Here is an 11,308-nt window from a genome sequence, read left to right as displayed (position 1 = left end):
AGTATGGCTAACCTAAGACGACGCGGACCGGACGGGAGCACTGTGGATCAGACCGTCCGTACCGTGACCACCGGCGTCCGTCGCGGCGCCCGCCCCGTCATCCTGCTCCTGGCCACCTTGCTCCTCGCGGGCCTGTGCGTCGCGTCGCTGGCGATCGGCAGCAAGACGATCCCGTTCGGCGAGGTGTTCAGCGTCCTCATCGACCCGCACGGCGGTGAGACCGAAGCCATCGTGCGTGGGCTGCGGCTGCCGCGAACCCTGCTGGGCCTGTTCGCCGGAGCGGCGCTGGGACTTTCCGGCGCGCTCATCCAGGGCCTGACCCGCAATCCGCTGGCGGACCCGGGCATCCTCGGCGTCAGCGCAGGCGCGGGCTTCGCCGTGGCGGTGGCGGTCGCGGCCCTCGGCCTGTCGTCGTTCTACTCGTACGTGTGGTTCGCCTTCGCCGGAGCCGCCATCGCCAGCGTCGTCGTCTACGTCCTCGGCAGCTATGGCCGCGGCGGCGCGACACCGGTGAAACTGGCGCTTGCCGGGGTGGCGATGCTGGCCCTGCTGACCTCCCTGACCAGCGGCGTCCTACTGCTCGACCCGGACGCGCTGTACGTGTACCGGTCGTGGGCGGTCGGTTCGCTGACCGGGCAGGACACGGCGGTGGTGGCGCAGATGGTGCCGTTCCTGCTGGTCGGGACGGCGTTGGCGGTGTCGGTGGCGCCCGCGTTGAACAGCCTGGCATTGGGCGATGACGTGGCCTCCGCGTTGGGGCGCAGGCTCGGGCTGATCCGGTTGGGTGGGGTTGTCGCGGTCACGCTGCTGGCGGGGACGGTGTCGGCGGTGGTGGGGCCGATCGTGTTCATCGGGTTGGTGATCCCGCACGTGGCTCGGGCGATCACTGGGCCGGACTACCGGTGGATCTTGCCTTACACGATGGTTCTGGCGCCGTGCCTGGTGTTGGCGGCGGACATTTTGGGACGGGTTGTGGCGCGTCCTGGGGAGATCGGCGTTGGGGTGATCACGGCTTTCCTTGGGGCGCCGTTCTTCATCGCGTTGATCCGGCGTCGTCGGTTGGCGGAGCTGTGATGGGCCTTGATCGCTGGGGTTTGCGGCTCGCGCTGCCGGGCGTCTTGGACAACTGGGCGCCTGTTTGGGTGGTTCGCCTTGATTTGGGGCCCCTCGAAATGGGGCTGTGCGGGTCAAAAGGCGGGGCACGTAAAGCCCACCCGCACCGCGAGTTTAGCCCCATTTCCCCCAAATCAAGGCGAACCACCCAAACAGGCCGTTGTGTTGGGCCCGTTGGCATTTCGGGGTGGCGAGGCACTGCGCTGGAGGCCAAGTGGTGCCGGTTCTCCCCGCCTGCTCTGCCAGTGCCCCGCCGGTCGTCCTCGTCCTCCCCGCGACGCCCGATCTCCCCGTTCGCCACCTTCTCCCCGCCAGCCCGGCCAGCCCCGCTCCCCCTGGCGTCCCCGCCCTCCCAGCCACACCCATGCTCGCCGTCCGCCACCTTCTCCCCGCCGGTTCGGCCAGGCCCGCTCTTGCCGCCATCCCGGTTCCCCTCCGCGCACTCCCCCACGCCCCGTCGACGCACGCACGTGGAGGTGTGAACCGGATGGCCCTCCTCGAACTCACCCGCCAACCCGGCCGGATCGCCGTCCGCCTCGGTCCCACCTCGGCGATCATCCGACCCCGGATGCTCGGCGTCTGCCTGGGACTGCTTCTCGCCTCCGCGCTCCTGTTCGCGGTCGAACTGTCCTTCGGGGACTACCCAATCCCCCTCGTCGACGTCGTCCAAGCGCTCTTCGGGGTCGGGGATCGCGCCACGCTCTTCGTCATCGAGGAGTTGCGTCTCCCCCGCGCCCTGGTCGCGCTACTCGCGGGCTGTGCCTTCGGGATCTCCGGCGCCCTCTTCCAGACCCTCACCCGCAACCCGCTGGCCAGCCCGGACATGATCGGCCTGAGTTCCGGCTCCGCGACCGCCGTGGTCGCCGGGATGGTGGTCGGGTTCGGCTCCGGCCTGGGCACTCAAGCCCTCGGGTTGTTCGGCGGCATCGCCACCGCCGTGCTGATCTACGGGCTCGCCTGGAAGGGCGGCACCACCGGCTACCGCATCGTCCTCGTGGGCATCGGGGTCTCCTGGATGTGCACCAGCCTCACCAGCTATCTGCTGGTCAAGGCCGACATGTGGCAGGCCCAGCAGGTCCTGCGCTGGATCATCGGCAGCCTCAACGGCGCCGACTGGATCCACGTCACCCCGCTGGCCTGGGCGACCATCACGCTCGGGATCGCCGTGCTCCTGCTCTCCCGCTGGCTCCGCCTCCTGCAACTCGGCACCGACGTCGCCACGGCGCTTGGGGTGCCGGTGCGGTTCGCGCAGCCCGCGCTGATCGTCACCGCCGCCGCGCTGGTCTCCTTCGCCACCGCCGCCACCGGGCCGATCGTCTTCGTCGCGCTGACCGCGCCGCAGATCGCGCAGCGGCTCACCGGCAGCGCCTGGCCGCCGCTGGTGGCCTCCGGGCTGACCGGCTCGTTCCTGGTCCTGGGGTCCGACCTCATCGCCCAGCGCGTCATCCCCGGCACCCTGCTGCCCATCGGCGTGGTGACCGGCGCGCTCGGTGGACTGTTCCTGTTGTGGCTGTTGACCCGCGCGAACCGGGTCGGGTCTGGAGGCTGACCGAATGCGACCCGAGATCGCGCCGACACTGCGGGCCGAGGGGCTCGCGGTGTCCTATGGCGACCGCTCCATCATCACCGACCTCGACCTGGTGGTCCCGCCCGGCAAGATCAGCGTGATCGTCGGCGCGAACGCGTCGGGCAAGTCGACGCTGCTGCGGTCGCTGGCCCGGCTGCTGCCCCCCGCCGCGGGCCAGGTCTGCCTGGACGGCGAGTCGATCCACGCCATGCCGACCCGCAAGCTCGCCCAGGTGGTCGGCCTGCTGCCGCAGTCACCGGTCGCCCCCGAGGGGATGACGGTCATCGACCTCGTCGGCCGCGGCCGCGCGCCCCACCAGAGCTGGTGGCGCCAGTGGTCGCACAGCGACGAGGAGATCGTCCGGCACGCGCTGGAGCTCACCTCGATGGCGGACCTGGCCGAACGGCCAGTCGACGAGCTGTCCGGCGGCCAGCGCCAGCGGGCCTGGATCGCGATGGCCCTGGCCCAGGACACCGACATCCTGCTGCTCGACGAGCCCACCACGTTCCTCGACATGGCCCACCAGATCGAGGTGCTCGACCTGGTCATGGACCTCAACCGCACCCGCGGCCGCACGGTGATGATGGTGCTGCACGACCTCAACCAGGCCTGCCGCTACGCCGACCACATCGTGGCGATGAAGTCCGGCCGGATCGTCGCCCAGGGACCCCCCGACGAGCTACTCACGGCCGAACTGGTGGACGAGGTCTTCGACGTCCGCTGCTCCGTGGTGACCGACCCGGTGAGCGGAACACCCCTGGTCATCCCCATCGGCAGGCACCACGAACCACGGAATGTGGCGAAGCACCCCTTCCCAATTCACTGACGCTTGTTTAGCATAGGCTCACCTAAGAAAATGATCGAGGAGAGCCATGTACGTCTGCATCTGCGCCGCGGTCAGCGAGGCCCGGGTGCACGCCTGCATCCTCGCCGGCGCCCGCACGGCGGAGGAGGTCGGCGACCGCTGCCAGGCGGGAACCGGGTGCGGCAGCTGCCTCGACCGCATCGACGACATGCTCGAAGATCACACCATGGCGGCGACAAACGCCGCTTAAGGGTGACCCCTCCACTTCTGCCGTGCGAGGTCACTGGTCTGGGTTTACGGTCGGGCGTCAACCCGTTCGACCGGAGGTGCCCCCGTGCGTGGCGACGAAGAAGTCATCGCGTTGCTCAATGAGCAGCTGACCAGCGAGCTCACCGCGATCAACCAGTACTTCCTGCACGCCAAGATGCAGGCGAACTGGGGCCTGACCAAACTCGCCGAGCACACCCGCGCGGAGTCCATCGAGGAGATGACCCACGCGGAGATCATCACCGACCGCATCCTGTTCCTCGAGGGCCTGCCGAACTACCAGAAGCTGCTGCCCCTGCGCATCGGGCAGACGCTGCGCGAGCAGTTCACCGCCGACCTGGCCATCGAGGTCGAGGTCGTCGAGCGCCTGCGCAAGGGCATCCCGATGTGCCGCTCCAAGGGCGACGCGACGACCGCGGCCCTGTTCGAGAAGATCCTCGCCGACGAGGAGCACCACATCGACTACCTCGAGACGCAGCTGGAGCTGATGGACCGCCTCGGCGAGCAGCTCTACCTCGCGCAGACGGTCGACCGCCCGCCGACAGTCTGACTTCCGCGGCACCTACAGACCCCGAGTTCGGCGCACGCCAGACTCGGGGTTCTGCTTTGACCGAAATCGGTCACTGACAAAGACCAGCCGTCGCGGGCTTTCGTGTCTGGTAAACCCCTCCTTCCGATTCGGCATTCACCGGCTCGAAAGGAACTCCCCCCATGCACGTTCCAAGAATCGCGCGGCGGGCCGCGTTATGCGGCGCGTTACTCGCCTTGGCCGCCCCGGCCTCGCGGTCGCCGAGACACCACAAGACGCTCGGTGCGTCCCCTTCGGCGCGACGCAGGCCGACCGCACCGGTGAGTGGGGCAGCTGCCTGGACGTCGCCGTGCGGCTGTTCGAAGCACCCGCGGTCGGCAAGCAGGCCAGGGTCGACATCGAGGTCCGCACGACCGCCGAGCGGTCCGACCTGAGCCTCGACGTGCGCCTGCCCGCCGGACTGGAATGGGTCCACGCCCCCGCGGGCCTGCGCACCGAGTCGAGCGCGTCCCAGGTCCCCGCCGACAACGGCAAGGTGCACCGGGCGGTCGGCGCCGGCCGGGCCGACCGGGTCCGCCCGCTGCGGCTCAGCGGCACCGTCCGCGCCGTCGCCGAAGGCGCGGCGGAGATCCGCGCGGCCGCGAGCACCGCCACCGACGCCGATACGGGCAGCGCCTTCCTCACCGTCGGCGCCCAGCGCTCGACGTTCGGCATCGCCGCCCGCGACACCAACGCGACGGCCCCCGCCGACCAGGGAACCCGAGCCCACGCGCACCTCGCGCACAAGCCCGCCGGGACGACCGCGGCGAGCGCGGGCACCGCGTGTGCCACCGGGACCTGGGGCTACGTCGACCACACCGGCGCCGCCAGGGTCTCGGCGAACGCGCAGGTCACGGTGTGGGACGCCGACACCACCGGCAGGCACGACCTGCTGGCCACCGGCCTGACCGACGCGACCGGCCGGTTCCAGCTGTGCTTCGACAACACCGACGAGGACGGCACCGGACAGGACGTCTACGCGCAGTTCGCCACCGAGAACGCGCACTGGATGATCCAGCACGGCCGCACCAAGAAGGCCTACCGCTTCGACAGCCCGGTGCGCGCGGACCTGGCCGCGGGCGCGACCGCCGACTTCGGCCCGGTGAAGCCCGCCGACCCGGCGCTGATGCGCGGGGTGGAGGCCTTCGACGTCATGAACACCGCGTGGAACTGGACGCCCGGCACGTGTTGGGACGCGAAGGACACCACCTGCCGCAAGGGCCGGATCAACTGGGCGCCCGACTCCACCGACGGCACCTACTACTCGCTCCGTGAGAACGCCGTGCATCTCGCGGCCGCCGACCCGGACTCCAACATCCTGGTGCTGCACGAGTTCGGCCACGCGATCATGGACGACGTCTACGAGGACGACTTCCCGCCCGCCCCCGACTGCAGCCCGCACTACATCCACCGCACCAGCTCGCAGGGCTGCGCATGGACCGAGGGTTTCGCCACCTGGTACGGCGTGGTGATCCTTAACGACCCGACGTTCCGTTGGCCGGACGGCCGGACCCGCGACCTGGAGGGCCCGACCTGGGGCACCCCCGAATGGGACAACGGCGACGTCGTCGAGGGCCGCGTACTCGGCGCCATGATCGACTTGGCGGACACCGCGAACGAGCCGGGCGACACCTGCTCCGAAGACCCCGCCGGTCCACAGTGGACGACGTTCCTGAACCACGTCTCCGATACGTTCCAACAGTTCTGGGCCCAGCGGGCCGCTGACGGCTACGACGTCGGGGCCGCGGCGCAGGCCTGCCTCTACCACAACACGATTGACTATCGGCGCTAGCGACAACGGCGGGCGCATTCCCGCGAGCCGGGGATGCGCCCGCCTGGAGCTGTTAACTTTGGACACCATGGCGAACCCGAAGGTCGGCGAAGCACTGCGGCGGCTGGGAATCGGCGACGAGGCGGCCCGGATCTACCTCGCGCTGCTCGATCTCGGGCCGACACCGCTGAACGCGGTCGTGGAGCAGGCAGGCGTGACCCGTGAGCACCTCGGCCCCGCCTACGCCGAACTGGTCGACGCCGGCCTGGCCAGTGCGATCGCCGACGAGTCCGACACCGCCGCTCCCCTGCCGCCCGCCGCGGGCCTGGAGATCCTCGGCAGGCACCGGGCGGCCGAACTCGACGAGTCGCGGATCGCCGTCTCCGGGGCGTTCGAGTCGTTCCGCCGGCTGCGGCTGGCCGAGTACAACACCAACCTCGTCGAGGTCGTCACCGGCGACGCCATCGGCCCGAGGATGCGGCAGGCGTGGGCCAGTGCCCGCACCGAGATCCGCCAGTTCGACTCGCCGCCCTACGTCCCGATCGTCGACGCCACCGCCGACTCGCTGGCCACGCTCGCCCGCGGCGTCACGCAGCGGGTCGTGTACTGCCGCGAGTCGCTGGAGTACCCGGGCAACCTGGAGGACAGCATCGAGCCCTGCGTCGAGGCGGGCGAGCAGGCCAGGGTGCTGCCGTCGGTCCCGGTGAAGCTCGTGATCATCGACGACGCGTTCGCCCTGGTGTCGCTGTCGGTCAAGGAGGCCGACGTGGCCAACTCGATGCTGATCGTGCAGCCGTGCGGGCTGTTCTCGGCGCTGGTGGCGCTGTTCGAGGAGTCCTGGCTCAACGCGCTGCCGTTCTACGGCCGCGAACCGCAGCCGCAGCGGCTGCTGCCCGCCGACCGCAGGCTGCTCGCCCTGCTCGCGGGCGGCGTGTCCGACGACGACATCGCCCGGGAGCTCGGGATCAGCAGACGCACCCTGTTCCGCCGGGTGGAGCTGCTGATGACCCGCCTCGGCGCCACGACCCGCTTCCAGATGGCGCTGCAGGCCCAGCGGCGCGGCTGGCTCTGATCGGCGGCTATGCCTTTCGGGGTAGTCCCCGAGGCTGATGCGCAGCGGAGAGTCGAGACGGGGGACGGTGGTGCGCGACGGCCGCCGCGCGGTTGCCTTGTGCCGACGGTTTCACTGAGCACGAGGAGCGACGATGGGCACACCGCGAGGTCCGGCACCGAGCACAGGAGGGGCGCGGGCGGCGGTCGTGTCGGTTGTGGTGGGCGCGCTGCTGGCAGGCTGCCAGTGGTCGGCGAGCGAGGGTGTCCCCGTGCCGTCGACCGCCCCGGAGCCGGAGGCCGACAGCAGGCTCGCGGCGTTCTACCAGCAGCCGGTGAAGTGGGCGCCGTGCGACAAGTTCGAGTGCGCGAAGCTGACCGTGCCGGTGGACTACGCGAAGCCGGAGGACGGGCGGACGTTCACCCTGCCGCTGATCAAGGCCGTGGCGACGAAGCCGGAGCAGCGGATCGGGGTCCTGATCGCGGGCGCGGGTGGGCCGGGCCAGTCCGGTGTCTCCATGGTCAAGGACCTGGCGGAGAGCTGGCCTGCCGCGGTGCGCGAGCGGTTCGACGTCGTCAGCTTCGACCCGCGCGGGGTGGGCGGCAGCGAGCCGCGGCTCAAGTGCGAGACCCAGGGCGAACCGCCCGCCGAGAAGCACCCTGACCTGCCGCTGATCGGCGACATGGTGGCGGGGAGCAAGCAGTACGCCGAGGCCTGCCTGAAACACACCGACGCGGGCATCCTGGGCCACGTCGGCACGGCCGACGTGATCCAGGACCTCGACGTGCTGCGGGTCGTGACCGGCCAGGAGAAGCTGACCTACGTCGGATACTCCTACGGCACCCGGATCGGCCAGCTCTACGCCGACCGGTTCCCGAAGAAGATCCGCGCGATGGTGCTCGACGGCGTCGACAACATGTCCCTCGACTGGCGCGACGATCCCATCCAGCAGGCCGAAAGCATCGAGCAGGCTTTGCACGCCTACGCCAGGGACTGCGCGGCCCGCACCCGCAAGCCGTGCCCCGGCCGGACCGAGGCCGAGATCATCGCCACGGTGAACCGGGTGATCGACAAGGGCGACAAGTCCGGCGAGGGCGACATCCGCGGTGACATCTCGGCCAAGCTCACGTTCCCCGAGGAGTGGTCCGAGCTGTCGGAGATCCTCATCGACGCCGACCGGCCCAAGGACACCTCCACACAGGACGGCGGCACGGCGGAGGACACCGCGGCGCAGCCCGAGGAACCGGCGAGCGACGACACGGCCGAGGCGCTGACCGTGGTGAACTGCCTCGACCGGCCGCACCCCACCGACCTCGCCGCCTACGAGGAGGCCGCCCAGCGCATCCGCGACGTCTCCCGGCTCGCCGACGGCTCCGAACTGCTCAGCTGCGCGTTCCTGCCACCGGCCACGAGCAAGCCGAAGGTGGTCCGCGCCGCGGGGGCGCCGACGATCCTGCTGGTCGCGACCACAGTGGACGCGGCGACCCCGTACCGGTGGGCGCAGGCGCTGGCGGCGAGCATGCCCTCGGCGGCCCTGCTGACCAATGAGGACGTCGGGCATTCGGTTTACGGCGGCACGTCCTCCTGCGTCGACGACGTCGTCAACCGCTACCTCATCGACCTGACCCCGCCGCCCGCGCACGCCCGGTGCGCCACCAGGACCGGCGGCTGACATGTGATGCTGTCTCCCGATCGGTCAGCTGGACGAACGGGAGAGCTCAGCCATGCGGGACGTCCTTGGACGGTGGCGGCTCTCCACAGTGGTCGGGGACCTGCTCCTCGTGGCCTGCGTGGCCGCGGTGACGACGTACCTCGCGGACGAGCTGCCGGTGTGGGGCTGGCCGGGTGTGCTGTACGCGACCGGCCCGGTGCTGACCGCCGTGGTCGCCCTCGCGGCCACGGCGGTGCTGCTCCGGCGCTGGTCGGCGTGGGTGGCGCTGTTCGGTGCGGCGGTGCTGTTCGGCGTGTTCCCGGCGACCGCTGTCGCGCTCGCGGTCGTCGCGCACACGGCGGGCGCCCGCTGTCGGCCGCCGCTGCGGGGCCCGGTCTTCGCGGTCGCCGCGCTGCTGCCGGTCGGCGTCGTGCTGATCACCCAGCCCGCCTACCGCTGGCAGTACGTGACCGTCGTGATCACCATCCTGACCGTCCTGTGCGTCGCGGTGCCCGCCCTGGTGGGCGCGCTGCAGGCGCAGCAGGCCCGGCTGGTGGACGCGCTGCGCGAGCGGGCCGAGTTCCTCGCCAGGACCCGCGACCTCGAGCGTTCCGAGGCACGGCAGCGGGAGCGGTCCCGGATCGCCGAGGAGATGCACGACCACCTCGGCCACCGGCTCAGCCTGATCGCCATGTACTCGGGCGCCTTGGAGGTGGCCGCGACCGGCCAGGACCCGGAGCTGCTCGACGCCGCGCACCTGGTGCGCTCGACCACGCGCACCGCGCTCGACGAGCTGCGCCAGTCGCTGGGCGTGCTCCGGCCCGCGGGGCCGCCCGCGGAGTCCACGGAGGCGACCGGAACCCGGGCGGACGTGACCGAGCTGGTGGCGGCCTCCCGCGCGGGCGGCGTCAGCGTGACCCTGGACTGGCGCGGGCCGGACCTGGCCGACGCCCGCGTGCCGGTGCGCCAGGCCGTGCACCGGGTGGTCCGGGAGGCGCTGACGAACGTGCACAAGCACGCGGCGGGCACGCCGGTCGCCGTCACCGTCTCGTCGGGGTCTTCGCAGGTCACGGTCGAGGTCCGCAACGGGCCGGGCGGCGTGCCGCGGTCGGCCGGGACGGGCAGCGGCCTGGTCGGGCTGCGTGAGCGGGTGCGTTTGGTCGCGGGCGGGCTGACGGCCGGACCGACGGCCGACGGGGGCTTCATGGTCACCGCGGTCATGCCACTGACCGGCGACGGCCCGGTCGCCGAAGCCGACGCGGACGATCAGGCAGCCGTCCCGCTCCCGACTCGCCGGCGCACCGCGCGCCTGGCCGCGGCGCTGCTCCCGGTCGCGGGCTTGGCCGCGGTCGCCGCGATGGTCCTCACCACCCTGGCGTTCGTGCCGCCGCCCGCCCCGGCCGACCACGAGGACCCGTTGGAGGACATCGAGTTGGGCATGACGCCGGAGGATGTCGAGGGCTGGTTCGGGCCGAACGTCCCGTCGGCGGAGGCCGCCGCGTTGGACCACGAGCCGCCGTGGCCGGACGACACGTGGTGCACCTATGTGCCCGCGGACGACCCGCCGGACGCGGAGACCGTCGCTATTTTCCGGTTCTGCTTCGCCGAGGATGAGCTGGTGGAGAAGACCTGGTTCGAGATTCCCGTCTCCGAGGACTGATCATGCCGATTCGTGTGCTGCTCGCCGACGACGAACCCATGCTGCGTGCCGCTGTTCGGTTGCTGTTGGGGCAGGCGGCCGATATCGAGGTTGTCGCTGAGGCCGCCGATGGGGCGGAGGCTGTCTCCGCGGTTCGGCGGCTGGAGATCGATGTGGCGTTGGTGGATATCAGGATGCCCGCGGTGGATGGGTTGGCGGCGCTTAAGGAGATCGTTCGGATCGCGCCGTCGGTGCGGGTGATCATGCTGACCACGTTCGGTGAAGAGGAGTATGTGGATCGGGCGCTTCGGGCTGGGGCGGCGGGGTTTCTGCTGAAGGACACTGAGCCTGGGCAGATCTTGCACGCGGTTCGTGCCGCTGCTGCTGGTGATGCGGTGTTGTCGCCTGGGGTGGCGCGTCAGGTCATTGACCGTGCACTCGCGGGGCCCTCGGCGCGCGCTGTTGAGCGGCTCTCGGTCTTGAGTCCTCGTGAGCGTGAAGTGCTGGTGTGGGTGGGGCATGGGTTGTCGAACGCCTCGATCGGGGCTCGGCTGGGGTTGTCCGCGGGGACGGTGAAGGTGCATGTGAGTCAGATACTGGGGAAGCTTGGGTGTGCTAATCGGGTTCAGGCTGCGATTGTTGCTCATGAGGCTGGTTTGCTTGATTCCCTTGGTGCACAAGGGGAAGCTGGCCCCTCTGGCTCGATTGTTTAACTCTCGATCATCGGCGTCAAGGGCGGCGCGAGCGCCGTCGCTGCGCGATCGGCAAGCCGACCCTTGACACCGATGATCGAGAGTTAAAGATGGCCAGGACGAGGGGCAAGGGGGAACTGCAGGGACGAAGGGATTGCCGGGGTTTGCTCGTCCGGGGTTGGTC

At 70.6% G+C, this 11,308-nt stretch carries 10 protein-coding genes; all 10 read left to right on the top strand.

Annotated features, from left to right (window positions below):
* Positions 1 to 63 precede the first annotated feature (63 nt).
* The 10 genes from C8E96_RS16370 to C8E96_RS16325 all read left to right on the top strand — a co-directional run bounded on the left by C8E96_RS16370 (position 64) and on the right by C8E96_RS16325 (position 11,145).
* The gene (locus C8E96_RS16370) at positions 64 to 1,074 is read left to right on the top strand and encodes a FecCD family ABC transporter permease (protein ID WP_228770234.1); all 1,011 of its coding nucleotides are present in this window, start codon (positions 64 to 66) and stop codon (positions 1,072 to 1,074) included.
* A gap of 526 nt (positions 1,075 to 1,600) precedes the next feature.
* Positions 1,601 to 2,662 (top strand): FecCD family ABC transporter permease, encoded by a 1,062-nt coding sequence (locus C8E96_RS16365; protein WP_091382973.1) that lies wholly within the window; start codon positions 1,601 to 1,603, stop codon positions 2,660 to 2,662.
* A 4-nt stretch (positions 2,663 to 2,666) separates the two neighbouring features.
* Complete coding sequence (locus C8E96_RS16360) at positions 2,667 to 3,506, top strand: ABC transporter ATP-binding protein (RefSeq protein ID WP_091382975.1); 840 nt, start codon at positions 2,667 to 2,669, stop codon at positions 3,504 to 3,506.
* A gap of 46 nt (positions 3,507 to 3,552) precedes the next feature.
* Entirely contained in the window at positions 3,553 to 3,735 is a 183-nt protein-coding gene (locus C8E96_RS16355) for a (2Fe-2S)-binding protein (protein WP_091382978.1), read from the top strand.
* Positions 3,736 to 3,819: 84 nt separating this feature from the next.
* Complete coding sequence (gene bfr / locus C8E96_RS16350; protein WP_091382980.1) at positions 3,820 to 4,302, top strand: bacterioferritin; 483 nt, start codon at positions 3,820 to 3,822, stop codon at positions 4,300 to 4,302.
* 196 nt (positions 4,303 to 4,498) lie between these two features.
* Positions 4,499 to 6,112, top strand: coding sequence for a hypothetical protein (locus C8E96_RS16345; RefSeq protein ID WP_091382982.1), 1,614 nt, complete (start codon positions 4,499 to 4,501; stop codon positions 6,110 to 6,112).
* Positions 6,096 to 7,163: a helix-turn-helix transcriptional regulator gene (locus tag C8E96_RS16340; RefSeq protein ID WP_228770235.1), complete on the top strand. Its 1,068-nt coding sequence runs from the start codon at positions 6,096 to 6,098 to the stop codon at positions 7,161 to 7,163. The genes C8E96_RS16345 and C8E96_RS16340 overlap by 17 nt, the downstream gene beginning before the upstream one ends.
* 133 nt (positions 7,164 to 7,296) lie before the next feature.
* Complete coding sequence (locus C8E96_RS16335; RefSeq protein ID WP_091382986.1) at positions 7,297 to 8,814, top strand: alpha/beta hydrolase; 1,518 nt, start codon at positions 7,297 to 7,299, stop codon at positions 8,812 to 8,814.
* 52 nt (positions 8,815 to 8,866) lie between these two features.
* The gene (locus C8E96_RS16330; RefSeq protein ID WP_091382988.1) at positions 8,867 to 10,453 is read left to right on the top strand and encodes a sensor histidine kinase; all 1,587 of its coding nucleotides are present in this window, start codon (positions 8,867 to 8,869) and stop codon (positions 10,451 to 10,453) included.
* A gap of 2 nt (positions 10,454 to 10,455) precedes the next feature.
* Complete coding sequence (locus C8E96_RS16325) at positions 10,456 to 11,145, top strand: response regulator (protein ID WP_091382990.1); 690 nt, start codon at positions 10,456 to 10,458, stop codon at positions 11,143 to 11,145.
* Positions 11,146 to 11,308: the final 163 nt, after the last annotated feature.

Source organism: Actinokineospora alba (assembly GCF_004362515.1).
In the GTDB taxonomy this organism is placed as follows: domain Bacteria; phylum Actinomycetota; class Actinomycetes; order Mycobacteriales; family Pseudonocardiaceae; genus Actinokineospora; species Actinokineospora alba.
The sequence above is the reverse complement of the archived record's forward strand: the minus strand, read 5'-3'. Positions and strand labels throughout refer to the sequence as shown.

Coding starts and splice junctions, on each gene's coding strand:
- C8E96_RS16360 (WP_091382975.1), top strand. CDS start 2,667: ATGCGACCCGAGATCGCGCCGACACTGCGGGCCGAGGGGCTCGCGGTG.
- C8E96_RS16365 (WP_091382973.1), top strand. CDS start 1,601: ATGGCCCTCCTCGAACTCACCCGCCAACCCGGCCGGATCGCCGTCCGC.
- C8E96_RS16335 (WP_091382986.1), top strand. CDS start 7,297: ATGGGCACACCGCGAGGTCCGGCACCGAGCACAGGAGGGGCGCGGGCG.
- C8E96_RS16345 (WP_091382982.1), top strand. CDS start 4,499: ATGCGGCGCGTTACTCGCCTTGGCCGCCCCGGCCTCGCGGTCGCCGAG.
- C8E96_RS16355 (WP_091382978.1), top strand. CDS start 3,553: ATGTACGTCTGCATCTGCGCCGCGGTCAGCGAGGCCCGGGTGCACGCC.
- C8E96_RS16330 (WP_091382988.1), top strand. CDS start 8,867: ATGCGGGACGTCCTTGGACGGTGGCGGCTCTCCACAGTGGTCGGGGAC.
- C8E96_RS16325 (WP_091382990.1), top strand. CDS start 10,456: ATGCCGATTCGTGTGCTGCTCGCCGACGACGAACCCATGCTGCGTGCC.